General features: G+C 67.6%; 22 protein-coding genes, 2 tRNA genes and 1 pseudogene. 11 read left to right on the plus strand and 14 right to left on the minus strand.

From position 1 onward, the window contains the following. The first annotated feature begins 27 nt into the window (after positions 1–27). The 3 genes from CJ022_RS16980 to CJ022_RS16160 are packed head-to-tail and all read left to right on the plus strand — an operon-like array spanning position 28 to position 3051. Entirely contained in the window at positions 28–1563 is a 1536-nt protein-coding gene (locus tag CJ022_RS16980; RefSeq protein ID WP_143704027.1) for a hypothetical protein, read from the plus strand. Positions 1564–1567: 4 nt separating this feature from the next. Next, positions 1568–1861, plus strand: a complete 294-nt coding sequence (locus CJ022_RS16155; protein ID WP_101927662.1) for a hypothetical protein — start codon at positions 1568–1570, stop codon at positions 1859–1861. Positions 1862–1863: 2 nt separating this feature from the next. Then, positions 1864–3051, plus strand: coding sequence for a zonular occludens toxin domain-containing protein (locus tag CJ022_RS16160; protein ID WP_101927663.1), 1188 nt, complete (start codon positions 1864–1866; stop codon positions 3049–3051). A gap of 126 nt (positions 3052–3177) precedes the next feature. Here the strand turns inward: CJ022_RS16160 and CJ022_RS16165 are convergent, their stop codons facing one another. Both CJ022_RS16165 and CJ022_RS16985 read right to left on the minus strand, forming a co-directional pair. Further along, positions 3178–3495, minus strand: coding sequence for a DUF3653 domain-containing protein (locus CJ022_RS16165; RefSeq protein WP_101927664.1), 318 nt, complete (start codon positions 3493–3495; stop codon positions 3178–3180). Positions 3496–3795: 300 nt separating this feature from the next. Next, positions 3796–3984, minus strand: coding sequence for a small membrane protein YohP (locus CJ022_RS16985; RefSeq protein WP_143704028.1), 189 nt, complete (start codon positions 3982–3984; stop codon positions 3796–3798). 582 nt (positions 3985–4566) lie between these two features. On the opposite strand from CJ022_RS16985, the gene CJ022_RS16170 reads away from it, so the two are divergent. Together CJ022_RS16170 and CJ022_RS16175 are read left to right on the plus strand one after the other, a co-directional pair. Beyond that, positions 4567–4642 (plus strand) — tRNA-Ala (locus CJ022_RS16170). A 45-nt stretch (positions 4643–4687) separates the two neighbouring features. After that, a tRNA-Glu gene (locus CJ022_RS16175) sits at positions 4688–4763 on the plus strand. A gap of 94 nt (positions 4764–4857) precedes the next feature. Here the strand turns inward: CJ022_RS16175 and CJ022_RS16180 are convergent. Next, positions 4858–5361, minus strand: coding sequence for a DUF1249 domain-containing protein (locus CJ022_RS16180; protein WP_101927665.1), 504 nt, complete (start codon positions 5359–5361; stop codon positions 4858–4860). A gap of 117 nt (positions 5362–5478) precedes the next feature. After that, on the minus strand, positions 5479–6300 hold the full coding sequence (ppsR, locus tag CJ022_RS16185) for a posphoenolpyruvate synthetase regulatory kinase/phosphorylase PpsR (protein ID WP_101927666.1): 822 nt from the start codon (positions 6298–6300) through the stop codon (positions 5479–5481). Positions 6301–6415: 115 nt separating this feature from the next. On the opposite strand from ppsR, the gene ppsA reads away from it, so the two are divergent. Both ppsA and CJ022_RS16195 read left to right on the plus strand, forming a co-directional pair. Next, entirely contained in the window at positions 6416–8788 is a 2373-nt protein-coding gene (gene ppsA, locus CJ022_RS16190) for a phosphoenolpyruvate synthase (RefSeq protein ID WP_101927667.1), read from the plus strand. Between the two features lie 127 nt (positions 8789–8915). Further along, on the plus strand, positions 8916–9809 hold the full coding sequence (locus CJ022_RS16195) for a mechanosensitive ion channel family protein (RefSeq protein ID WP_158238447.1): 894 nt from the start codon (positions 8916–8918) through the stop codon (positions 9807–9809). On the opposite strand, the gene orn is transcribed toward CJ022_RS16195, so the two are convergent. Next, positions 9806–10387 (minus strand): oligoribonuclease, encoded by a 582-nt coding sequence (orn, locus tag CJ022_RS16200; RefSeq protein ID WP_101927669.1) that lies wholly within the window; start codon positions 10385–10387, stop codon positions 9806–9808. The two genes, CJ022_RS16195 and orn, sit on opposite strands and share 4 nt — an antisense overlap. 63 nt (positions 10388–10450) lie before the next feature. On the opposite strand from orn, the gene CJ022_RS16205 reads away from it, so the two are divergent. Beyond that, complete coding sequence (locus CJ022_RS16205) at positions 10451–10945, plus strand: DUF2721 domain-containing protein (protein ID WP_101927670.1); 495 nt, start codon at positions 10451–10453, stop codon at positions 10943–10945. A 4-nt stretch (positions 10946–10949) separates the two neighbouring features. Here CJ022_RS16205 and tadA read toward each other — a convergent pair whose 3' ends face one another. The 4 genes from tadA to CJ022_RS16990 all read right to left on the minus strand — a co-directional run bounded on the left by tadA (position 10950) and on the right by CJ022_RS16990 (position 14045). Next, positions 10950–11450, minus strand: a complete 501-nt coding sequence (tadA, locus tag CJ022_RS16210; RefSeq protein ID WP_255407598.1) for a tRNA adenosine(34) deaminase TadA — start codon at positions 11448–11450, stop codon at positions 10950–10952. Positions 11451–11456: 6 nt separating this feature from the next. After that, complete coding sequence (locus CJ022_RS16215; protein WP_101927671.1) at positions 11457–12014, minus strand: NADPH-dependent FMN reductase; 558 nt, start codon at positions 12012–12014, stop codon at positions 11457–11459. Between the two features lie 103 nt (positions 12015–12117). Then, positions 12118–13668 (minus strand): cryptochrome/photolyase family protein, encoded by a 1551-nt coding sequence (locus CJ022_RS16220; protein ID WP_101927672.1) that lies wholly within the window; start codon positions 13666–13668, stop codon positions 12118–12120. Continuing rightward, positions 13668–14045: a hypothetical protein gene (locus CJ022_RS16990; RefSeq protein WP_143704029.1), complete on the minus strand. Its 378-nt coding sequence runs from the start codon at positions 14043–14045 to the stop codon at positions 13668–13670. Before CJ022_RS16990 ends, CJ022_RS16220 begins: the two co-directional genes overlap by 1 nt. 98 nt (positions 14046–14143) lie before the next feature. On the opposite strand from CJ022_RS16990, the gene CJ022_RS16230 reads away from it, so the two are divergent. Further along, entirely contained in the window at positions 14144–15241 is a 1098-nt protein-coding gene (locus tag CJ022_RS16230; RefSeq protein ID WP_101927674.1) for a branched-chain amino acid aminotransferase, read from the plus strand. A 357-nt stretch (positions 15242–15598) separates the two neighbouring features. Here CJ022_RS16230 and guaA read toward each other — a convergent pair. The 3 genes and pseudogenes from guaA to folD form a co-directional block, all read right to left on the minus strand. Further along, a pseudogene (guaA, locus tag CJ022_RS16235) lies at positions 15599–17110 on the minus strand (glutamine-hydrolyzing GMP synthase). Positions 17111–17230: 120 nt separating this feature from the next. Further along, the gene (gene guaB / locus CJ022_RS16240; protein WP_101927675.1) at positions 17231–18688 is read right to left on the minus strand and encodes an IMP dehydrogenase; all 1458 of its coding nucleotides are present in this window, start codon (positions 18686–18688) and stop codon (positions 17231–17233) included. Between the two features lie 241 nt (positions 18689–18929). Further along, positions 18930–19814: a bifunctional methylenetetrahydrofolate dehydrogenase/methenyltetrahydrofolate cyclohydrolase FolD gene (folD, locus tag CJ022_RS16245; RefSeq protein ID WP_101927676.1), complete on the minus strand. Its 885-nt coding sequence runs from the start codon at positions 19812–19814 to the stop codon at positions 18930–18932. A 118-nt stretch (positions 19815–19932) separates the two neighbouring features. Here folD and CJ022_RS16250 point away from each other — a divergent pair, with 118 nt between their 5' ends. Both CJ022_RS16250 and CJ022_RS16255 read left to right on the plus strand, forming a co-directional pair. Then, on the plus strand, positions 19933–20274 hold the full coding sequence (locus CJ022_RS16250) for a DUF1244 domain-containing protein (protein ID WP_101927677.1): 342 nt from the start codon (positions 19933–19935) through the stop codon (positions 20272–20274). Positions 20275–20279: 5 nt separating this feature from the next. After that, entirely contained in the window at positions 20280–21047 is a 768-nt protein-coding gene (locus CJ022_RS16255; protein WP_101927678.1) for an alpha/beta hydrolase, read from the plus strand. Between the two features lie 7 nt (positions 21048–21054). Here CJ022_RS16255 and CJ022_RS16260 read toward each other — a convergent pair whose 3' ends face one another. Both CJ022_RS16260 and moeB read right to left on the minus strand, forming a co-directional pair. Continuing rightward, entirely contained in the window at positions 21055–22110 is a 1056-nt protein-coding gene (locus tag CJ022_RS16260) for a DUF2272 domain-containing protein (protein ID WP_101927679.1), read from the minus strand. 85 nt (positions 22111–22195) lie between these two features. Then, on the minus strand, positions 22196–23329 hold the full coding sequence (moeB, locus tag CJ022_RS16265; protein ID WP_101927680.1) for a molybdopterin-synthase adenylyltransferase MoeB: 1134 nt from the start codon (positions 23327–23329) through the stop codon (positions 22196–22198). Positions 23330–23397: the final 68 nt, after the last annotated feature.

The following is a 23397-nucleotide window of genomic DNA, read 5'->3' on the forward strand; positions in this document are numbered from 1 at the left end:
CGTTATTGCATCCACGGGGTGGGACTGATGAAGTGGTCAAGCTTCATCGCACGCACCGCTGTGCGTCGCGTGATCTGGATTCTGGTCGGTCTCGTCGTCTATGCGGCCATCGGCTGGGTGTCGCCTGCTCACGCGCAGGCGTGCCCTGCAGGTGTTGGTCCTGGCATCACCCGGTCTGGTACATATCCCACGCGACCGGAGGCCTACGCAGCATGCCAAGCCGATGCCGCTGCCAACGAAGGTAAGACCTTCTCCGGTGTCATTCGCCGCAATCTCACCTGCTCAGACGAAGGTACTAGCTATCGCCTTCGCGCTGACAATTTTTCGAACACGCCGCCCTGTAATCAGACGAGTTCCGGCTTCGTCGGATCGACAGCGCAAGCGTTCCGCTGGACCGCGGATTGCCCTGCCAATGCGCCGTGGAATCCCACCACCGGCCAATGCACGCAGCAGTGCACCTCGAAGCCGGATATCACGACAACGAAGCCTCCCTTTGCGCCTGCAGGTATGGGCAGTCCGTCCAACTTCGGCCAGTGCTCGAATAGCTGCTACGTCCAGTTCGTCAACAACCAAGATGGCACCTACACCGGCGTGCACGTCAGCAACGCGCAATGCGACGGCGACGGCCTCCCTGATAGCGCAACCTGTGCGCTCACCGGCCGCGTGTCCGGGCCTTGGGGCTGCATGGATCCACCGCAGGAATGCGCTGCAGGCCAGATCAAAGACCCCGTAACCGGTGAGTGCAAAGGCGGTGGTTGTCCTGCCGGAATGGTCGTCACCGATAACGGCAGCTGCAGCCCCGAAGGCGATACGTGCCCGCCTGGACAAATCAAATCACCCAACGGCGGATGCCTGCCCGGAGAAGGTCAGTGCGCTGCAGGCGAGGCCCGAGGCAAAGACGGCACATGCAAGCGCGACAGCGACGGCGATGGCGTCCCCGATAGCGAAGGCGAGGGCACTGACCCCGACGCTGACACCTTCGCCGGCGGCGACTCCTGCAGCGCGCCACCGTCTTGCAACGGTAACCCTATCCTTTGCGGTCAAGCGCGCATCCAGTGGCGAATCGACTGCAACACGCGTCGCCGCGTCAACATGACCGGTGGCAGCTGCGGTAACGAACCGCGATGCGTCGGCGAGAATTGCAACGCGATGGAGCAGTCGCAGCTCATCCAGCAGTTTCGCGCCACCTGTCACCTTGAAGCGATCGCACAGAGCCTAGGTGAAGGCGGAGGCGCTCCCGGCGGTGACGACACTGTCGATTGGCTGCAATCCGCACGCCAGTCCGACACCGATGCAGCGAACGCCGTAGCGGCTCAGGGTGACGGCCTAGAAGGCGTCCAAGAGTCCGACGCATGGGCGCAGTCCGATCCCGATCAAGGTTCCATTAGCGAAACGCTGTTCGGTGGCTCCGTCACGCAATGCCCGCTCGTTCCTGCCGGGTTGAATCTCATGGGCATGCAGCTCATGGACCCGCCAGCATCCTTCTGGCAGCTCGCACATTGGATTGGCTGGTTGCTCGTCGCGTCCGCTTATCTCGCACTCGCTATCAGGCTCGGAGACTGACCTCATGCCCGCACTGCTCGCTGCATTTTTCGCCGCCGTAGGTCCTTGGATCGCGCGTTTCATGATGGTCAAGGGTGTCTTGATCGTCGCCGGCTTTATGGCTCGGCTTGGTGTCGTTCTCGCGACCAACGAGTTCGCCATGGAACCCTTGATCGAGCACGTCACCACGATGTGGATGACCATCCCCGCCGGCATGCAGTGCTGGCTCTCGCTTCTTGGCGTCACCAAGGTCGCGTCGATCATGGTTACTGGCATGACGCTCATCGGCTTCAAACGCGTCTTTATCGCGAGGGCTTGACCATGAGTGCCATTGCGAAAACCTCATCGATCACCCTCATTACAGGCGTTCCCGGCAGCGGCAAGACGCTGCGCGCCGTGTGGTACGCAAAGCAAGCTGTCGACGCGGGCGAGACCGTGTTTCAGTGCAACGTCAACGGCATGGCCGTTGAAGGCGTGATCGAATTTCCGGACCCCACGAAGTGGGAGGACCTGCCCGCCGGCGCCGTGCTCATCGTCGACGAGTGTCAGCGTTTTTTCCGCGCCGGCATGGGCGCCGGCAAGTCGTTGCCGAGCTATATCGCGCAGATGGAGACGATCCGGCACATGGGCATCCGGCTCATCCTGCTGACTCAGCATCCCGCGCTGATCCACGGCAATATCCGTGCGCTGGTCGGCATGCATGAGCACATCGTGCGCGAGGATGGTAAGCAGTCCGTGACGGTCTACACGCGGTCGCGTGTCATCGACAATGTGCGCAGCGATAGGGCGCTCGCGACGGAAGATCATCACACCTGGGCATACCCGAAGGAGGTTTTCGAACTCTACAAAAGCGCGGAGGTGCACACCGTCAAGCGGGTGTTCAAAGCGAAGTACAAGCGGGCCATCATTCTTGCCGCTATCGCGCTGCTCATCTTCGGCGCCGTCGCGTTGTTCGTTTACAGAGACATTGCGTCCAAGAAGGAGGCGGGTGCCACTGCCAGCGGTGGCGCGCTAGCGGCGACTCAGCCGCCTAGCGCCACCGCTGGCAGTGGTCCCGCCGATTCCAAGGTCGAACCGCGCTGGGAAACGGCCACCGACTACGCCATCGATCACCTCCCGCGATTCGGCACCATGCCGTGGACGGCGCCGATTTTCGATCAGCGCGCCGTGACGGCCGACCCGCAGCTCTATTGCCTGTCCTCGTCCGGCGGCCTCAATGCGCTGGGCGACTACAAGGAACCGTCCTGCAGCTGCATGACGGAGCAGGGCACACGTTGGGACATCAGCGACGCTGAGTGCCGCACGGTCGCGCTGCACGGCGCCCCCTATAACCCCTACCGCCAGCAGCAACAGCAGCAGCCCCAGCAGCCACAGCAGGCCCCCACGCAGCCCGCCGGCGCCCAACCCGCGACCGTCGTGGGCGTCGGCCCCTCCTACGGTGCCACGGCCTCCTATGGCGACTACGGGATCGAGACAGGCCGCTACATCGGGCAGGGCGTCGGTCGCTGAATTCCGCTCGAGCGGTGTTCCATTTCTGGAACTCGAACTCCGCCTGTGTTCCTCGAATTCCGACGTCTGGTCGGAAATAGAACAATCAGGGGTGCAGGGCATCGCCCTGCGGATACGCTCCTGACGCTACACGCCGCCCCTGAGCGCCTTCTGCACGTTCTCGCGCAGCCCCGGCCCCGGCCCCGAGCCATCCACCCCGCAAACCCGCTTCTGCGCGTACCGGCGTCGCACGCCGTCCCGGAAGTGCACGATCTTGGCATCGAACCGGAACGGCCGCTGCTCGCGGTCCTCCTGCATCATGGCTCGCCATTCTTGCGCGATGCCCACCGTCAGTGCCAGGTATCCAAGGTCATCGGGTCCAAACTCGTGTCCCTCGGGCGACACCAGCTTGTCGCCGCGGAACGAAAAACCGGCCCAAGGGCCGGTCAGTTGTCGATCACGCATGGGCCTGCCTCCACAGTACGGCCGGCCGACGCTGCCGAAGCCGTCGCAGCCACCGCGTGACGATTAACATAATGTACATTATGCGAAGTCTTATCTTATGAGCTACTAGGTTTGCTTCGCCTCGTTCCGCCTTGTGCCATCTCCCCTGGATCCTGATAACGCCTGTCACCACCGACTTTCCGAATCACACGTCCCGGATGTCGACGTGGCACGGACGCCTCGCGATTCCCGCATCTAGGGAGAACGACTGCCGATGGGCAGCTCTGTTCTCCGAGGATGCGGGATCCACCGTCTGATCGATCAGAAGATCAGCATCAGAAGACCGATCACCACGACCAGACCGATGAGAAAGATGATTCCGGCGGTTGTTCCGAGAAACTTGAGCATTGCAGTCACCTGATAACGAATGAGCGACCAGCCTAGTGGTCGCCAAAGCGCGTTTCGATGGCCTTGCGCATACGTTCGGCGTACGCGGGCATGACGCAGCACGAGCGCCGTCCAGTGAAGCCGAGGTGCGGCGACGGACGGGATCTCTCGCGTCGTCGTCCGTTCCGATGGCGCCACGCACGCGGGCAAGCTCGAACTTCGCCCGCTGCCCGATGCAGTGCGTGCGCCGACGTGCCGGGCGACGTGCTCGCCACTCTGTTTTTTCAGCGAACGCGGATGGTATCGACCCGGAAGATTGATGCCGTGATCCCGACGATCGATCCAGTGATCTCGACGCCCCGACCCGCGAACAGCACTGGATGCAGTTCGACGTTCGAATCGGCGTCAGAGCTGGAGCACGCAGGCCTGACGCCAGGTTGCACGACCGCGAAGCCCGTCTGCAGCGTTGCGCCCTCGCCCTCGCCTGCAGGACGCTCTGGAACTTCGACGAGATCTCTACGTTCGAAATCCTCGGAACGCCGTAATGCGTGCGGCACCCCCAGCCGCAGCCGTAGGCCCTGTCGCGCCGCGTCGTCGCGTTCGCGGATGCAGCGAGATGCACTTCGAACCCGTCCATCGAAAAAATCATGAAAGAGTTGTTGACGGTCTGCGTTTCACTTCATACAATTTCGCGCTCCCAACAACGGGGCCATAGCTCAGCTGGGAGAGCGCCTGCATGGCATGCAGGAGGTCGGCGGTTCGATCCCGCCTGGCTCCACCACATTTCCGGGTCACAGGCCGATCCGGTGATGGTTCAAGAAACTGCGTCCCCATCGTCTAGAGGCCTAGGACACCACCCTTTCACGGTGGACACCGGGGTTCGAATCCCCGTGGGGACGCCACTTCTTCGAGGAAAGCCCGCTCACGCGGGCTTTTTTCGTTGTGCGGTTCGGTGACGGCTGCGCCTGCGGCGGTCCCGTTCCTGATGGGGGAGGACTAGCGCTGCGTCACCGCCGGCATCGATCCGACTTCCTCATCGCTCGCGGGTCGCAAGGTCGCGACGCCGTGTCCCTGTTCGACCAGGTACTGCAGCCACTTGCCGAGGAAGGTGTTCATCCGCATCCGGTGATCGACGACTTCCGACGGTGGCGGGAACATGCCGATGACGTCCTGCCAGCGCCGGCCCACGTAACAGTGCGTGGCCTCGACCTGGCGCGCATCCCGGTAGACCCGCAGATACGCCGACGGATCGAGTTCGCCGGTGCTCGGATCGATCATCGTGTAGCTCAGGCGCAACTCGGTCGTGTACGGATGCTGGGCGATGATGTCCAGCCGCACCGGAAGCGTGCCCGGCGCGTCCGACAGATAGAGGCCGGGCGCGAGGTCGCCGGGATGGAACAGGCGCGTGAGACGCGTGTGGTTCTCCGCGTACAGCGCCATCAGCCAGCCGAAACGCCCCAGAGCGGGGACGCGTGGCCGTCGGGTCAGGACATTCGACATCACCCGATGCTACACGCTGGCCAATGAATCGAGCAGCGTCGCCGTAGGCCCGTTCCGGTTCCAGTTGCGAGGGCGCATCGCCGTGCCCTGCCCCCGCCTTGTGACTCGCCGCAAAGGTCAATACATCACGCGTTCGATGCCGAGCGTGGCCAGCACCTTGCTGGAAATCTCCTCGATCGAGGTGTGCGTGGTGCTCAGCGACGGCACGCGTTCGGCGCGGAACAGTGCCTCCGCCGCGCTGACTTCGTGCTTGCAGGTTTCGAGTTTCGCGTAGCGCGAGTTCGGCCGGCGCTCCTGGCGGATCTGCGCAAGCCTGACCGGATCGATGGTCAGCCCGAACAGCTTGCTGCGATGCGCGCGCAGGCGCGGCGGCAGGCGGTCGTGCTCGAGATCCTCGTCGGTCAGCGGGTAGTTCGCCGCGCGCACGCCGTGATGCAGCGCCAGGTAGACGCAGGTCGGCGTCTTGCCTGCGCGGGAGACGGCGACGAGGATCACGTCGGCCTCGTCGTAGTTGATCGACATGCCGTCGTCGTGCGTCAGCGCGAAGTTCATCGCATTGATGCGGCGGTGGTAAGCCTCGAAATCCACCATGCCGTGCGCGCGTCCGACCCGCGATTCGCGGTTCTCGAGCAGCTCGCGCTCGAGCGGCTCGATGAACGGGGCGAAGACATCGAGCACCAGCGCCCCGCTCTCGCCGAGCACCAGGGCCAGGCCGGTATCGACGCAGGAACTGATGACGATCGGACGCGTGCCCATCGCCTCGCCGCGCGCGCGGATCAGGCCGGCGACCTCACGCGCGCGCGTCTCGTTGTCGACGAACGGAATGCGGTTGGTGCTGAACTGGGTGCCACTGAACTGGGTCAGCAGGCTGTGGCCGATGGTTTCGGCAGTGATACCGGTGCCATCGGAAACATAGAACACGGGACGGGGACTGGACATGCGCGCTCCGCGGTGCGGACGAGCGTCTCGACGCCCGGGAAGGCTAAAATACCCGTTCCGTACCGGGACCGCCCGCCCGGTGACCTCCTTGATCACGCGTTTCGGAGTCTGTCCCTTGAGTGCCAACATCCTGTGGTTGCACGACCTGCGCCTCACCGACCTGGCCCAGGTCGGCGGCAAGAATTCATCGCTCGGCGAAATGATCGGCAACCTCGCCAACCTCGGCGTTTCGGTGCCGGGCGGTTTCGCCACCACGGCCGATGCGTTCAAGGCATTCATCGCGCACAACGATCTGCACCAGCGCATCTTCGACCGGCTCGCGCCGCTGGACGTCGAGGACGTCGCGGCGCTGACCGCCGCCGGCAAGGAGATCCGCGACTGGGTCATCGGTGCGCCGCTGCAGCCGGATCTCGATGCCGACATCCGCAGCGCCTACGAGACGCTGGCGGCCGACAACGGTGGTGGCGAGATCGCGGTCGCGGTGCGTTCGTCGGCCACGGCCGAGGATCTGCCCGATGCGTCGTTCGCGGGCCAGCAGGAAACCTTCCTCAACGTGACCGGCGCCGACGATGTCGTCGTCAAGGTCAAGGAAGTCTTCGCCAGCCTCTACAACGACCGCGCGATCGCCTACCGCGTGCATCACGGCTTCAAGCACGAAGACGTGTTCCTGTCGGCCGGCGTGCAGCTGATGGTGCGCTCCGACGTCGGCTCGTCGGGCGTGCTGTTCACGCTCGACACCGAATCCGGCTTCCGCGACGTCGTCTTCATCACCTCGAGCTTCGGCCTCGGCGAGATGGTCGTCCAGGGCGCGGTCAATCCCGACGAGTTCTACGTCTACAAGCCCACGCTCGCCAAGGGCAAGCCGGCGATCCTGCGGCGTTCGATCGGCAGCAAGCAGTTGCGCATGGTGTATTCCGACACGCCCGGCGAGCGGGTGCGCACCGAGGACACGCCGGCCGAGCTGCGCCACACCTTCTCCATCAGCGACGAGGACGTGCATGAGCTCGCGCGCCAGGCGCTGACGATCGAGAAGCACTACGAGCGCCCGATGGACATCGAGTGGGCGAAGGACGGCGTCAGCGGCAAGCTGTTCATCGTGCAGGCGCGGCCGGAGACGGTGAAGTCGCGCGCGAAGGCGACGCAGATCGAGCGCTTCCATCTCGGCGCCCGCGGCGACGTGGTGGCCGAAGGCCGTGCGATCGGCCAGAAGATCGGGGCCGGCGTCGCGCGCGTCGTGCGGTCGCTCGACGACATGAGCCGCGTGCAGCCGGGCGACGTGCTGGTCGCCGACATGACCGATCCCGACTGGGAGCCGGTGATGAAGCGTGCGTCCGCGATCGTCACCAACCGCGGCGGCCGTACCTGCCACGCCGCGATCATCGCGCGCGAGCTCGGTGTGCCGGCCGTCGTCGGCACCGGCAACGCGCTGGACCTGATCGAGGATGGCAGCGAAGTCACGATCAGCTGCGCCGAGGGCGATACCGGCTACATCTACGACGGCATTCTCGAGTTCGAGCGCATCACCACCGACCTGACGTCGATGCCCGAAGCGCCGCTCAAGATCATGATGAACGTCGCCAACCCCGAGCGCGCCTTCGATTTCGGCCAGCTGCCGAACGCCGGCATCGGCCTGGCGCGCCTGGAGATGATCATCGCCGCGCACATCGGCGTGCATCCGAACGCGCTGCTGGAGTACGACAAGCAGGAAGGCGACATCAAGAAGAAGATCGACGAGAAGGCGCGCGGCTACGCCGATCCGGTCAGCTTCTACGTCGATCGCCTGGCCGAAGGCATCGCGACGCTGACTGCGTCGGTTGCGCCCCACCCGGTCATCGTGCGCCTGTCGGACTTCAAGTCGAACGAGTACGCGAATCTCATCGGCGGCACGCGCTACGAGCCGGAAGAAGAAAACCCGATGATCGGCTTCCGCGGCGCCAGCCGCTACGTCGATCCGTCGTTCTCCGCAGCGTTCGCACTCGAGTGCAAGGCCGTGCTCAAGGTCCGCAACGACATGGGCCTCGACAATCTGTGGGTCATGATCCCGTTCGTCCGCACGCTGGACGAAGGCCGCAAGGTCATCGAGGTGCTGGAGCAGAACGGCCTCAAGCAGGGGGAAGCGGGCCTCAAGATCATCATGATGTGCGAAGTGCCGTCGAACGCGCTGATGGCCGATGAATTCCTCGACATCTTCGACGGCTTCTCGATCGGTTCCAACGACCTCACCCAGCTGACGCTGGGCCTGGACCGCGATTCGGCCGTCGTCGCGCACCTGTTCGACGAACGCGACCCGGCGGTCAAGAAGCTGCTGTCGATGGCGATCAAGTCGGCGCGCGCCAAGGGCAAGTACGTCGGCATCTGCGGCCAGGGCCCGTCCGATCATCCCGACCTGGCGCAGTGGCTGATGGAAGAAGGCATCGATTCGGTGTCGCTGAATCCCGATACCGTGGTCGATACCTGGCTCAAGCTCGCCAAGGCGCGCAAGGCTTAACCGACGCCTCACGCGGTAGTTCGTACGCTGGATGCCGCCCCGCTCACCCGGGGCGGCTTTTTTTTGGGCCGTGCCGCCGCTGGTGCGGCACCCGCAACCGCGGCGGTCGCCGCGACGGAGACGAACGATGGAGAACATGTGGAGTGGCCTGCGCACGGCCGGCTGGACCGAAATGGCACTGGCCGTCGGCATACGCGTGATCGGCGCGTTGCTGGTGTTCGCGATCGGCATGCGGATCGCCAAATGGGTGGCGGGGCTCGCCGAGACCGGTCTGACCCGCGCCCATGTCGAGCCGACCGCGACCCAGTTCCTGCGCAAGGTCGCCTACGTGCTGCTGATGGTGGTGCTGGTGCTCGCGTCGCTGCAGGTCATCGGCGTACCGATGACGTCGATGATCGCGGTGCTCGGCGCGGCCGGCCTGGCGATCGGCCTCGCGTTGAAGGATTCGCTGTCCAACATCGCGTCCGGCGTGATGCTGGTGACGCTCAAGCCCTTTCGCGTCGGCAATCTCGTGACGATCAACGGCGTCACCGGCACCGTCGAGGACGTCAGCATCTTCCAGACTCGCGTGCGCGGCGCCGACAACCAGGTCATCGTGCTGCCCAACAGCCTGATCACCACCGATTCGATCATCAACCTGACGCCCGACACGCGCCGTCGCATCGAGCTGATCATCGGTATCGGCTACGAAGACGACATCGATACGGCGCGCGAGGTCGCGATGCGGATCATGCACAACGAACCGCGCCTGCTCCCGGAGCCGGCGCCGGATGTGCTGGTCTATTCGCTGGGCGACAACAGCGTCAACCTCGGCATCCGCTGCCACGTCGCCAACGCCGACTTCTTCGCGACAAAGTGCGCGCTGACCGAACGCATCAAGAAGGGCTTCGACGCCGCGGACATCGGCATTCCATACCCGCAGCGTGACGTGCATCTCTATCACCACGACGGTCGCGACCCCGCCCTGCCCGCGCCGGATGGCGAGCGCAGCCTCCCGGCGACGGGTCCCGCGCGCGGCTAGGCGTCGACGCCCGGCACCGCGAAGCGTCCGAGGTGCGGCCGGTAGTGCCGCAGCTCGTCGATCGAGTCGTGCACATCGCTGAGCGCGGTGTGCGCGGCCGACTTGCGCAGCCCCGCGAGCACATCCGGGGCCCAGCGCCGCGCCAGCTCCTTGATCGTGCTGACGTCCAGATTCCGGTAATGAAAGAACCGTTCCAGCGTCGGCATCTGCCGGTGCAGGAAGCGCCGGTCCTGGCAGATCGAGTTGCCGCACATCGGCGACTTGCCGGGCGCGAGCCAGCGGCCGAGGAAGTCGAGCGTCTGCGCTTCGGCGTCGGCTAGGCTGACACCGGACTCGATCGAACGCTGCCACAAGCCGGAGCGCCGGTGCTGGGTCCGGTTCCAGTCGTCCATCGCCTCGAGCGTCGCGAGCGTGTGGGTGATCGCCAGCGACGGGCCTTCCGCCAGGACCTGCAACTGCGCGTCGGTGACGACGGTCGCGATCTCCAGGATCTGGTCGTTGTCGGTGTCGAGACCGGTCATCTCGAGGTCGATCCAGATCAGTCGTCCGTCGGTGGCGGGGTCTGCGCTCGGCGTCATGGGTCGCGTTCGATGAAGTGACGGCGCATCATATCGCAGCCTGTTTCTCTACCGCGCCCGCCCATGCCCACGAACGCTGCCCTGTCCCACTACGCGATTCTCGCGGCGATGCTCGCGCCGGCATTCTTCCTGACGGCGACCGCGTCGCTGCTCGGCACCGCCAATGCACGCCTGGCGCGCGTCATCGACCGCACGCGCGCGCTGTTGCGCGAACTCGCCGACGACGACCACAACAATCCCGACGACCGCCAGATCCTCGAAGAGCGCATCGCCCTGCAGCGCACGCGGAGCCGCATCATCCTGCGCGGCAGCCAGTTGCTGTACGTGGCGATCAGCTGCTTCGTCGGCACCAGCCTCAGCGTCGCCGGCGACTCGTTCCTCGACCACCGCTACGCCGCATTGCCGACCATCCTGGCCGCCCTCGGCGTGCTGGCGATGTTCGCCGCGAGCCTGCTGCTGGCACGCGAAGCGTCGATGGCGGTGCGCGCGGTCAACGACGAGATGGACGACGCGCATCGCCGCGCCAACCGGCGACTGCCGGCGCCGCCGGCGGCCTGAGCGCTCAGCGCGGCGGCAGGCCGCGCTTGCGGCGGAAATAGTTCGTCAGCATCGGTCCCGCCACCTCGGCCATGACGCCGCCGGTGACCTCGACCCGATGGTTGTGGCGCGCGTCGCCGAGCACATCGAACACGCTGCCGGCCGCGCCGGTTTTCGGATCAAAGGCGCCGAACACGACGCGGGCGACGCGGGCATGGATCATCGCCATCGCACACATCGCGCAGGGCTCGAGCGTCACATAGACGGTGCAGCCCACCAGCCGGTGATTGGCCAGCGCACGCCCGGCATGGCGCATCGCGATGATTTCCGCATGCGCGCTGGGATCGTGCTCGGCGATGTTGCGGTTCCAGCCCTCGCCGATCGCCTGGCCGGCCGCGTCGACGACCAGCGCGCCGACCGGGATCTCGTCGTCGTCGTGCATCGCGCGCTCGGCGAGTGCCAGGGCCCGCGCCATCCAGGTGGCGTCGACCTCGTCGACCTGCGGTGGGATCGGCGGCAAGGACACGAAGGCTCAGCGTGCAGCGCGGAGGTGCGCGGCGAAACCTTCGACGAACGCGTCGAGCTGCGCGCGGACCTTGTCGTCCCGCAGCGATCCCTCTGCATCGAAGACCTGGCCGGCGCGCGATACCAGCAGGCGGCCACCGGCCCAGTGCGCGGCGCCCAGCGTGCGCAGTACCGGCAGCCATGCGTTCTGCGCCAGGATCGTGCCGAAGCCGCCGGGGGATGCGCCGATGACAGCGACGGGCCGGTCGCCGAACAGCGCGGGAATTCCACTGCCGGGACGCGACAGCCAGTCGATCGCGTTCTTGAACACGCCCGGGATGCCGTTGTTGTATTCGGGCGTGACCAGCAGCAGGCCGTCGCTGCCGAGGATCCGCTCTTTCAGGGACTCGACGGCGTCCGGAATACCGTCGCGGGCTTCGACATCGCCGTCGTAGAGCGGAATACCGTGCAGCGTCGCGGCATCGATCGCCATCGCGTCGTTCGAGAATGCCTGCGCCGCGCGCAGCAGGCCGGTGTTATACGAGCCCGCACGCAGGCTGCCGGAAATGCCGAGGATCCTGATCATGTCGCGACCTGCGCGCTGGGGCTGGCGGTACCGCACCGCAGCTCGGCGGCGACTGTACCGCAGGCGTGCCGCGGTGCGCAGACGCGGCGCACGCGGGCGACGCTCAGACCGAATCCCGGCGCCACTGCGCGGCTTCGTCGCGGATGATCGTGCGCTCCGCGTCGTCCAGCCGTTCGAGGCTGCGGAGCTGCGGGCGCATCCGTGGATTGTCCGCCAGCAAGGCCTCGTGCCGCAGCATGAAGTCCCAGTAGAGCCGCGTGTACGGGCACGCCCGTGGCCCGGTGCGCTGCCCGGGATCGAACCGGCATTGCCGGCAGAAGGCGCCCGCACTCATGCGTTCGATGTAGCGACCGCTGGCGATGTAGGGCTTGCTCGACATCAATCCGCCATCGGCGAACTGGCTCATGCCCAGCACGTTGGGCATTTCCACCCACTCCACCGCATCGACGTAGACGGCGAGAAACCAGCGATGCACCTGCGCCGGTTCCACGCCCAGCAGCTGCGCGTAAAGGCCGATGACCATCAGGCGCTGGATGTGGTGCGCGTAGCCCAGCGACAGGGTCTGCCGCAGCGCATCGGCCAGACACGGCATCGGCGCGTCGCCGGTCCAGTAGAAGCCGGGCAGATCGCCGTTCGCCTGCAGCACGTTGGTGTCCGCGTAGCGTGGCATCTGCGTCCAGTAGACCCCGCGCACATACTCGCGCCAGCCGAGGATCTGGCGGATGTAACCCTCCGCGGCCGCCAGCGGCGCCCTGCCCGCCCGCCAGGCCGCTTCGACGGCCCCGACCACCTCGCGCGGATTTAGCAGCTTCAGATTCAACGCCGACGCGATCTGCGAATGCCACAGCCACGGCGCATCGGGCCACAGCGCGTCCTGCCAGCGGCCGAACGCCGGCAGGCGCTCGTCGATGAAGTGGTCGAGCACGTGCAGGGCCTCGGCGCGTGTCACCGGCCAGGCGAATGGCTCGAGTTCGCCGGGATGATCCGCGAACCGCGTGCGGACCAGGTCGAGCACGTCACGCGTGATCGCGTCCGGTTCGACGCGCGGCGGTGGCGGCACGACGCCGGGTCCCTGGCGGTCGAACGGTGCGCGGTTCTCCGGATCGAAGTTCCAGCGTCCGCCTGCGGGCGCGTCGCCGTCCATCAGCACGCCATGTCGACGGCGCAGATGCCGGTAGAACGACTCCAGCCGCAGTTCCCGCTGCTCGCGCGCCCAGTCCGCGAACGCGCGCACGTCGCAGTAGAAATGCCGGTCCGGCGCGATGACCAGCGGCACGTCCGCGGCCGCTGTCGCCGCGCGGATCAGCTGCAGGACGCGCCAGTCACCGGGCGCGGTCAGCCGGACGGTCCGCGGGCGCAGGCGTGCGATCGCGGATGCCAGTTCGGCGCCGAGGTTGCCAGAATTGTCCGCGTCGTCCAGCGCCCGGTACTGCACGTTCCAGCCCTCGGCACGCCGGTCCTGCGCGAAATGCCGCATCGCGCTCAGGAACAGGGCGGTGCGCGCCTTGGCCGACCACACATGCGTCGACTCCTCGGCGACTTCCGCCATCCAGATGACGTCGTGCGCGGGTTCGGCGCCATCGAAAGCGGACGCCGACGCGTCGAGCTGGTCGCCCAGCACGACGATGAGGTGGCGGACCGGTCGGTCAGACATCACGCGACACGCCGGTCATTCCGCGCTGTCCTGCTGTATTCGGTGCCGTCATGCGCCGCTCGGCAGGCAGGCGTCCGGGCACGCCGAATGATCCGCGTGCCATCGCAGACCGCGCATGACCTGTTTGGCAGCGTGGACGTGCTGCCCGAGGCTTCGCAGTTGTGTTCATGTGCTATCGGCGGGCAGGCTCGGGTCGGGAACGCCGTCATGATGCCCAACGCGACCGTGCGCGCGTCGTGCAGCGTGGTGTCGGGCGCGTCCTGCGCCTTCGAACCGTTCGGATCCGAATGGTGCTCCGCGCACCAGGCCGTCGTCGTACCGACGTCCAGATGAGGAGCGCGATCGACCATCGCATCGTCGCGGAGGCGGGCCGGCACGACATCCCGGTACCATTCCCCCACCCGACGCCGGGCAGCGCCGCGCACGATGTCACGCGCCCTGCCCTGTCACGCCCTCCATATCCGAGCCGCGCCGCATGACCATCGAGCCGATCCACACCTTCCGCATCGTCCCGTCGCAGCAGGTCCGCCAGCAGGCCGACCGCGAGGCGATCCTCGCCGACCCCGGCTTCGGCGCGCACTTCACCGACCACATGGTCGCGATCGACTGGACGGTCGACGCCGGCTGGCACGACGCGCACGTGCGGCCCTTCGGTCCGCTAACGTTCTCGCCGGCCGCCGCGGTGCTGCATTACGGCCAGGAAATCTTCGAAGGCATGAAGGCGTTCCGCCATGCCGACGGTTCGATCTGGACCTTCCGACCCGACGCCAACGGCCGCCGTCTGCAGCATTCCGCGCGCCGCATGGCGCTGCCCGACCTGCCGGTGGATCTGTTCGTCGAATCGATCCGCCAGCTGGTCCGCACCGACCAGGCCTGGGTGCCGGACGGCGGCGAATCCAGCCTGTACATCCGGCCCTTCATGATCGCCAACGAGGACTTCCTCGGCGTGCGCCCGGCCCGTCGCGTGGCCTATTACGTCATCGCCAGCCCAGCCGGCGCCTACTTCAAGGGCGGCATCAAGCCGGTCTCGATCTGGCTGTCACGCGATTACGCGCGCGCCGGACGCGGCGGCACCGGCTCGGCCAAGTGCGGCGGCAACTACGCTGCGTCCCTGCTTCCGCAGCGCGAAGCGGTCGCCAACGACTGCGCCCAGGTGCTGTTCCTCGATGCGGAAACCGGCCGGTACGTCGAAGAGCTCGGCGGCATGAATGTGTTCCTCGTCCAGAAAGACGGCAGCGTGATCACGCCCGCACTGACCGGCAGCATCCTCGAGGGCATCACCCGCGACAGCGTGATCCAGCTGCTGCGCGACCGCGGCCACACCGTGACCGAGCGCCGCGTCGAGATCACCGAATGGATCGACGGCGTGCGTTCCGGTGAGATCGCCGAGGTCTTCGCCTGCGGCACCGCCGCCAGCATCTCCCCGATCGGCGTCCTCAAGGGAGCCGACTTCAGCGTCGGCGATGCCGATGCACAGCCGGGCGAGGTCACGATGGCGATCCGCAAAGACCTGCTCGACATCCAGTACGGCCGAGTGCCGGATCGGCATGGTTGGTTGACGCAGTTGGTGTGAGCCGCCGCCACAGGGAATACGGGAACGGCCCGCACAGCGGGCCGTTTTCGTTTCGTCACCTCGTGGCCCCAACAAGAAGAGCGTAAACGGCGCAGCTCTTGATGCGTGCCCTCGGCCGCAAGCAGACCGATGGTCGCGCAAGTTGGTCATTTCCGACGAGCGGCTCTGCATCAGACACGGAAGTCCGCATTCGACAGCCGGACGAAGTCTGCCCCTCGCCAAAAAAAAAGGACATGACCGGTGGGGTGATTCGTCTGCACTCCGTTAAACAAAGCTCTGGACATTGAGAGCCGGTCGAAGAAAAGCCCGCATCAGGGCGGGCCTTCTTCGATAGCGGCTAGGCAGACAAGGACCCGCTCACTCCCACTCGATCGTCGCCGGCGGCTTGCCGCTGATGTCGTAGACCACGCGCGAGACGCCGCGGACTTCGTTGATGATCCGGTTCGAGACGCGGCCGAGGAAGTCGTAGGGCAGGTGCGCCCAGTGCGCGGTCATGAAGTCGATGGTCTCCACCGCGCGCAGCGCGATCACCCATTCGTAGGCGCGGGCGTCGCCGACCACGCCGACCGACTTCACCGGCAGGAACACGGCGAAGGCCTGGCTGGTCCTGTCGTAGAGATCCGCCGCGCGCAGCTCTTCGATGAAGATGTGGTCGGCCTTGGCGAGGATGTCGGCGTACTCGGGCTTCACCTCGCCGAGGATGCGCACGCCGAGCCCCGGGCCCGGGAACGGATGGCGGTAGACCATCGCCTTGGGCAGGCCGAGCTCCACGCCGAGCCGGCGCACCTCGTCCTTGAACAGCTCGCGCAGCGGCTCGACCAGGCCCAGCTTCATGTGCTCGGGCAGGCCGCCGACGTTGTGGTGGCTCTTGATGACGTGGGCCTTGCCCGTCTTGCTGCCGGCCGACTCGATGACGTCTGGATAGATCGTGCCCTGCGCCAGCCACTTGGCATTCGTGAGCTTGTTGGACTCTTCGTCGAAGATCTCGACGAACAGGTTGCCGATGATCTTGCGCTTGGCTTCCGGATCCGACACGCCTTCGAGCGCGCTGAAATAGCGCTCGCGCGCGTCGATGCGGATCACGCGGATGCCGAGGCCGTTGTCGTTGGACGCGTCGGCGAAGGTCGTCATGACCTGGTCGCCTTCCTGGAAACGCAGCAGGCCGGTGTCGACGAACACGCAGGTCAGCTGGTCGCCGATCGCCTTGTGCAGCAGTGCCGCGACCACCGGTCGCTGCCGACGGTCTCGCGCACGCGCGCGATCTGGTCGTCGATGATGTTGGCCGCGGTCCACAGCGTGGCGCAGTCGCAGATGTCGACGACGAACCGCTGCAGCATCGCCTGGCCGGATTTGGTGTGCGTGACCTCGGGATGGAACTGCACGCCGTACCAGCGCTTCGCCTCGTTGGCGAATGCGGCGACGGGCACGCGGTCGGTCTTCGCGGTGACGGTGAACTCCGGTGGTGCCTTCGACACGTGGTCGCCCGGCATGATCTTTCAGGCCTTCGAACAGGCGGTCGGCGGCGACCAGCGTGACCTCGGCGTGGCCGTACTCGCGCGCGTCGGCGGCCTCGGTCTCGCCGCCGAGCTGCTTGGCCATCGTCTGCATGCCGTAGCAGATGCCGAGCAGCGGCAGGCCGCAATCGAAGACTTGCTGCGGCGCGCGCGGCGACCCGTGCTCGGTCGTCGATTCGGGGCCGCCGGACAGGATGATGCCCTTGGGCGCATACGCGGCGATCTCGGCCGGATCGTGGTCCCAGGCCCAGATTTCGCAGTAGACGCCCAGCTCGCGGATGCGGCGGGCGATCAGCTGCGTGTACTGCGCGCCGAAATCGAGGATGAGAATCTTGTCGCTGTGCAGGTCGGTCATCGGCTTGGCTTTTGAAGTGGTGACAGCGCGTGCGGTGCGCTGGGAAGGAGGAGGTCGAAGGCCGGATACGAAACGGGATCCGCTTTCGCGAATCCCGGTTGCAGTGCCCTGTGTCGTGCCTCACCCCGCCTGGTAGTTCGGCGGCTGCTTGGTGATCTGCACGTCGTGGACATGGCTCTCGCGCTGCCCGGCGCCGGTGATCTTGACGAATTGCGGCCGCGTGCGCATGTCCTCGATCGTCGCGCAGCCGACATAGCCCATGGTTGCGCGCAGGCCACCGGCCAGCTGGTGGATGATGCCGCTCAGCGGGCCGCGGTACGGCACGCGGCCTTCGATGCCTTCGGGCACGAGCTTGTCGGCGTCCGACGAGTCCTGGAAATACCGGTCCTTGCTGCCCTGCTCCATGGCGCCGAGGCTGCCCATGCCGCGATAGCTCTTGTAGCTGCGGCCCTGAAAGAGTTCGGTTTCGCCCGGCGATTCCTCGGTGCCGGCGAACAGGCCGCCGATCATCACCGACGAGGCGCCGGCGACCAGCGCCTTGCCGATGTCGCCCGAATAGCGGATGCCGCCGTCGGCGATCAGCGGAATACGGTCCTGCAGCGCCTCGGCGACCATGTCGACCGCGGTGATCTGCGGCACGCCGACACCCGCGACGACGCGCGTGGTGCAGATCGAACCCGGACCCACGCCGACCTTGACCGCGTCCGCGCCGGCATCTTCCAGCGCCTTCGCCGCATCGCCGGTGACGATGTTGCCGCCGATGACCTGCAGCGTCGGGTAGCGCTTCTTGATCCAAGCGACGCGATCGAGCACGCCCTGCGAATGGCCGTGCGCGGTATCGACGATGACGACGTCGACGCCGGCCGCGACCAGTGCCTCGACGCGCCGCTCGGTGTCGCCGCCGACGCCGAGCGCGGCGCCGACCAGCAGCTGCTCGTCGGCATCCTTGGCGGCGTTGGGATTGTCGTGGGCCTTCTGGATGTCCTTGACCGTGATCAGTCCGCGCAGCGCGAACGCATCGTTGACGACGAGGATCTTCTCGATGCGGTGCTTGTGCAGCAGCGCCAGCACTTCGCCGTCACTGGCGCCTTCGCGCACGGTGATCAGGCGGTCCTGCTTGGTCATCACGTTGCGGACCGGATCGTCCAGCTTGGTCTCGAAGCGCAGGTCGCGCCCGGTGACGATGCCAACCAGCTGGCCGCCGTCGACGACGGGCACGCCCGAGATGTTGCGCGCGCGGGTGAGCTTCATCACTTCGGCGATGGTCGCGTCCGGGCCGACGGTGAAGGGCTCGCGGATCACGCCGGTCTCGAAGTTCTTGACCTTCGACACCTCGGCGGCCTGGCGCTCGACGCTGAGGTTCTTGTGCACGATGCCGATGCCGCCGAGCTGGGCCATCGCGATGGCGAGGCGGGCTTCGGTCACCGTGTCCATCGCTGCCGAGATGATCGGCAGGTTCAGGCGCAGGTCGCGGGTGAGCCGGGTGGCGAGCACGACGTCCTTGGGCAGGACCGTCGAATGGGCGGGAACGAGCGAGACGTCGTCGTAGGTGAGTGCTTCGGCCTGGATGCGCAGCATGCGGGGTGCCGGGGAGGAGGAAGCGCGCCATTCTATCGCGTTTGCACGCGCGGCGGCGGCGCGCGGACGGTCCGGGCGCGGGGTGTTCGCCGTCGGATCCACGCGGAAACGCGCGGACGGCGCGGATGATCGCCGGTAGTCGCGTTCTCCGCCGGCGCATCCGAACGCAGCGTCCCGCGAACGGTGTCTCTGCGCTGCGTTGCCCGGGTCCGGGCCGCGTCGAGCGGACCGGCTGCGGGACTCAGCTGCGCCGGTCGACCGCGTCCGCGGCTTCCAGGGTGTTCTGCATCAGCGTGGCGACCGTCATCGGGCCGACGCCGCCGGGCACCGGGGTGATCCAGCTCGCACGGCGCGCGGCGTCGGCATAGCCCACATCCCCGACCAGGCGGCCATCGCCGAGGCGGTTGATGCCGACGTCGATGACCACCGCGCCCGGCTTGATCCAGTCGCCGGGAATCAGCGCGGGCTTGCCGACCGCGACGACCAGGATGTCGGCCTCGCCGATGTGCCGGCGCAGCACGTCCTGCGGGGTGAACCGGTGGCAGGTGGTCACGGTGCAGCCGGCGATCATCAGCTCCAGCGCCATCGGCCGGCCCACGTGGTTGCTGACGCCGACGATGGTCGCGCTCTGCCCGCGCACCGGGCGATCGGTGTAGGCCAGCAGCGTGGTGATGCCGCGCGGCGTGCACGGGCGCAGGCCGAACTGGCGCAGGGCCAGATGGCCGACGTTGGCCGGGTGGAAGCCGTCGACATCCTTGCGCGGATCGATGCGCTCGATCAGGCGGCTGGCATCGGGAATGCCCGGCAGCGGCAGCTGGATCAGGATGCCGTGCACCGCGGGATCGGCATTGAGCGCATCGATCAGGGCGATCAGCTCCGCCTCGGTCGTGCCGACCGGCAGATCGTGATCGAACGCCTGGATGCCGACCTTCTCCGCCGCGCGGCGCTTGTTGCGCACGTAGGACTGCGAGGCCGGATCGCCGCCGACCAGCACGACCGCCAGCCCGGGTCGCGAGAGCCCGGCGGCCAGCCGTGCGTCGACGCGTACCCGCAGCTCGTCGAGCAGGGTGTCGGCGATGCGCTTGCCGTCGAGGATGCGGGCCGGAGTGGAATCTGCAGCAGTCATGCGGAGGTCGTGGAATGCGGGCGGCCCATTGTCCCCGATTCCGGCCCGGCCTTGCAGGCAGACGTGGCCGACGCGATGCTGGCGCGCCTGTTGTCGCGATGCCGCCTAGGAGTTCCGCATGTCTTCCCCCGTTCCGTTCGACCCGGCCACCCTGCCCGCGCAGATCCGCACCGAGATCGAGGCCGCCGCGTTCCGGCGCCTGCTGTCGCACCTCAACGAGGCGCGCCCGGACGTGCAGAACATCGACCTGATGATCCTCGCCGGCTTCTGCCGCAACTGTCTCGGCGACTGGTATCGCGACGCCGCGCAGGCGCAAGGCGTGGCGCTCGACAAGGAGGCGGCGCGCACGGCGGTCTACGGCATGCCGTTCGCGGGGTGGAAGGCGCAGCACCAGCGTGACGCCACCCCCGAGCAGCTGGCCGCCTTCGAGGCCGTGCAGCGCGCCCATCCGCGCGGCTGACGCGCATGCGTGCGCTCGGCCTGCTGACCGCGCTGGCGGTGCTCGCCTACGCGGGCGTCTGCGTCGCGATGTTCCTCATGCAGCGCAGCCTGCTGTATTTCCCGGCGGCGACGCGGGTGGATCCGGCGACGACGACGTTCGAGGTCGCCCGCGGCGACGTCACGCTGCGCGGCTGGGCCATCGGTCCGGAGGCCGGCGCGCCGGTGCTGTACTTCGGCGGCAACAGCGAGCGCGTCGAGCAGAACCGGGACGACTTCGCCCGCTGGCTGCCGCAGCGGCGCGTCTACCTGCTGGCGTATCGCGGCTACGGCGCGAGCGACGGCGATCCGGACGGCGCCGCGATGCGCGCGGATGCGCTCGCGTTTCACGACGCGGTGCGACGTCACCATCCCGGGCAGGCCGTGGACGTCATCGGCCGCTCGCTGGGCGGCGGGATCGCCAGCCATGTCGCCGCACAGCGCGACGTGCGGCGGCTCGCGCTGATCACGCCGTTCGACCGGCTGGCGCACGTGGCACAGGGGCATTACCCGTGGCTGCCGGTGCGCTGGCTGCTGCGCGACGACCACGACGTCGCGGCGGACCTGGCGACATTCGACGGCCGCGTGCTGGTGCTGCGCGCCGGACGCGATGCGGTGGTGCCGCCTCGGCACACGGACCGCCTCCTCGCGCACTTGCCCGGCACGCCGGACGTCGCGTCGTTCGCGGACGCCGGACACAACGACATCCAGGCACAGCCCGGCTACGCCGATACGCTGTCCGCGTTCCTCGACTGAGTGCGGCTCAGCGCGACGGCGGGACCGGGCAGCGCGGCAGGCCGTCGCCGACGGTGCACTCGACGCAGCACATCGGCGCGGGCGCGGTGCCCGGCGTCGTCGGTGTCGGCGCCGGCAGCACGGGAACGCCGCCCATCGGCGGTGCCGGCAGCAGCGTGGCCAGTTCAGCCGCGGGCCGCAGCTGCAGCAGCACGGCCCAGTCCTGGCGGTTCGCGTTGCAGCCCGCCGGCGTGTCCGGGCTGCAGGGCGGATCGGTGAGCGTGCGCACCGCGAGCCGGTCGAACTGGCCGCCGGCAGTCAACGGCATCAGCCGCATGGTCACGCCATCGAGCACGTTGCCGCCGACCAGATAGGCGCGCCCGTCACCCTGCTCCGCCGCGGCGACGACGATGTCGCAATGCATACCCAGACCGCTCTCGTCGCTGCTCAGCAGCGTGGCCAGGCCGGCGAAACCGAACACCCGGTTCGCCGCGCGCACGTAGCACAGCATGTCGCCACGCGCCGGACGTGCGGCCTGCGGATCGACCACGCGGTAGGGACTGGTCGCCGGATTGCGGTAGGCGTCGCGGACGTAATCGACATGGCTCGGCGACCCGTTGAACCCCGGCAACCTCGCGCGGCGTGCGGCCCAGGACACGAAGGCCGCCGACCACGGCACATCGACGACGAAGGCCCGGCAGGCCGCGGACGGCATCGTCGCCAGGCCGGCGTACAGGCAATCGCTGGCGCCGGGCCGGCCCTGCATGCGCGCGAGCAGATCCGCGCCGCGCCAGTAGCCGGCGACGCGACGCCAGGCCTGCTCGCCGTTGGTCAGCAACGCCGCCTCGGCCTCGCGCACGGTCGAGCCCGCATAACGGCCTTCGGCATCGATGAAGGGGCGATGCCAGAGCTGGTGCTCTTCGCACGCGGCGGCCGCGAGTCGGGTCGCCGGATCCGCATTGTCGACCTGCCCGCGCGCGATCGGACAGGGATCGGCCGCGACCGCATCGCGTGGCAGGCCCAGGGCCAGGCCCAGCACCAGCAGTGTCGCCAGCCACAGGCGCGGGAACATCGTGTGCGTCATCGCGTCGGTCCGGAGTTGCGCTGGAAGCAGCGCGCTGCCGGCATCGTGCCCGATCCAGGCGTGAAGGTGCGGTCCGCGCGCGTGCTCAGCCGGCCGCGCAGAACGCGGCGTAATCGATATAGCCCGGAAACCCGCGTCCCGGCGCGCAGACCGCGCACTCCGGATCCGCGCCCAGACGCGTCTCGCGGAAGCGCAGGCCGAGCGCGTCGAACTGCAGCAGGCGGCCCGACAGTGGCGTGCCGATGCCGAGCAGCAGCTTCAGCACTTCGGTCGCCTGCAGCAGGCCGATGACACCCGGCAGCACGCCGAGCACGCCGACCTCGGCACAGTTGGGCGCGGCCTCGGGCGGTGGCGGCTCCGGAAACAGGCAGCGATAGCAGGGCTGCGCACCGCGGTGGCGACCGGCGTCGAACACGCTGACCTGGCCTTCGAAGCGGTGCACGGCACCGTAGACCAGCGGCGTGGCGTGCTGCACGCAGGCATCGTTGAGCAGATAGCGCACCGGGAAATTGTCGGCGCCGTCGAGCACGACATCGACGCCCGCCAGCAGCCGGTCGATGTTGGCCGCGGTCACCCGTTCGGCCACCGGCTCGATCCGCGTGCGCGGATTGAGCGCGGCCAGCGTCGTCGCGGCCGAGCCGACCTTGGGCTGGCCGATGCGGTCTTCCGCGTGCAGGATCTGCCGCTGCAGGTTGCTGCGGTCGACGACGTCGTCGTCGGCGATACGCAAGGTGCCGACACCGGCGGCGGCCAGGTAATACGCGGCCGGTGATCCGAGACCGCCGGCGCCGACCACCAGCACCGTCGCTTCGGCGAGCCGCTGCTGGCCGGTCAGGCCGATCTCCGGCAGCTTCAGGTGCCGCGAATAGCGCTCGTGGAAATCGAGATCGACATCGCCGTCGGGGAGCACGGTCGGCAGCCCGTCGGCCTGCCACGCACGGGTGCCTCCGGCGACCGAGGCGACGTCGCTGTATCCGAGTGCGGCCAGGGTGTCGGCCGCCTGCAGGGAGCGCTGGCCGCTCTGGCAGATCAGCAGCACGGGCGTGTCGCGATCGGGCAGATGGGTCTGCGGCGCGGCTTCGAGCGCTGCGCGGTCGATGCCGTCCGCGCCCTCGGCCATGCCGGTGACCCGCTCGTGCGCATCGCGCACATCGATCAGGCGTACGCCCTGCTGCTGGCGTTGCCGGGCCTGCGCCGGCGTGAGTTGGAGAACGGACATGGGCCGATTATCGCGCGGAATGCAGAGGCCGCGCCTCGCGTCCTCCTGTGAGCGCGCTCGCGCGCGAG

It is taken from the genome of Luteimonas rhizosphaerae (assembly GCF_002849595.1).
In the GTDB taxonomy this organism is placed as follows: domain Bacteria; phylum Pseudomonadota; class Gammaproteobacteria; order Xanthomonadales; family Xanthomonadaceae; genus Luteimonas; species Luteimonas cellulosilyticus.

Excerpts from the sequence above, each read along its gene's own strand:
- moeB (WP_101927680.1), bottom strand. The coding sequence starts at position 23,329 with ATGTCCGTTCTCCAACTCACGCCGGCGCAGGCCCGGCAACGCCAGCAG.
- CJ022_RS16980 (WP_143704027.1), top strand. The coding sequence starts at position 28 with ATGAAGTGGTCAAGCTTCATCGCACGCACCGCTGTGCGTCGCGTGATC.
- CJ022_RS16260 (WP_101927679.1), bottom strand. The coding sequence starts at position 22,110 with ATGACGCACACGATGTTCCCGCGCCTGTGGCTGGCGACACTGCTGGTG.
- CJ022_RS16230 (WP_101927674.1), top strand. The coding sequence starts at position 14,144 with ATGACCATCGAGCCGATCCACACCTTCCGCATCGTCCCGTCGCAGCAG.
- CJ022_RS16195 (WP_158238447.1), top strand. The coding sequence starts at position 8,916 with ATGGAGAACATGTGGAGTGGCCTGCGCACGGCCGGCTGGACCGAAATG.
- CJ022_RS16215 (WP_101927671.1), bottom strand. The coding sequence starts at position 12,014 with ATGATCAGGATCCTCGGCATTTCCGGCAGCCTGCGTGCGGGCTCGTAT.
- orn (WP_101927669.1), bottom strand. The coding sequence starts at position 10,387 with ATGACGCCGAGCGCAGACCCCGCCACCGACGGACGACTGATCTGGATC.
- CJ022_RS16165 (WP_101927664.1), bottom strand. The coding sequence starts at position 3,495 with ATGCGTGATCGACAACTGACCGGCCCTTGGGCCGGTTTTTCGTTCCGC.
- guaB (WP_101927675.1), bottom strand. The coding sequence starts at position 18,688 with ATGCTGCGCATCCAGGCCGAAGCACTCACCTACGACGACGTCTCGCTC.
- CJ022_RS16205 (WP_101927670.1), top strand. The coding sequence starts at position 10,451 with ATGCCCACGAACGCTGCCCTGTCCCACTACGCGATTCTCGCGGCGATG.
- CJ022_RS16160 (WP_101927663.1), top strand. The coding sequence starts at position 1,864 with ATGAGTGCCATTGCGAAAACCTCATCGATCACCCTCATTACAGGCGTT.
- CJ022_RS16255 (WP_101927678.1), top strand. The coding sequence starts at position 20,280 with ATGCGTGCGCTCGGCCTGCTGACCGCGCTGGCGGTGCTCGCCTACGCG.
- CJ022_RS16180 (WP_101927665.1), bottom strand. The coding sequence starts at position 5,361 with ATGTCGAATGTCCTGACCCGACGGCCACGCGTCCCCGCTCTGGGGCGT.
- CJ022_RS16250 (WP_101927677.1), top strand. The coding sequence starts at position 19,933 with ATGTCTTCCCCCGTTCCGTTCGACCCGGCCACCCTGCCCGCGCAGATC.
- CJ022_RS16220 (WP_101927672.1), bottom strand. The coding sequence starts at position 13,668 with ATGTCTGACCGACCGGTCCGCCACCTCATCGTCGTGCTGGGCGACCAG.
- ppsR (WP_101927666.1), bottom strand. The coding sequence starts at position 6,300 with ATGTCCAGTCCCCGTCCCGTGTTCTATGTTTCCGATGGCACCGGTATC.
- folD (WP_101927676.1), bottom strand. The coding sequence starts at position 19,814 with ATGACTGCTGCAGATTCCACTCCGGCCCGCATCCTCGACGGCAAGCGC.
- CJ022_RS16155 (WP_101927662.1), top strand. The coding sequence starts at position 1,568 with ATGCCCGCACTGCTCGCTGCATTTTTCGCCGCCGTAGGTCCTTGGATC.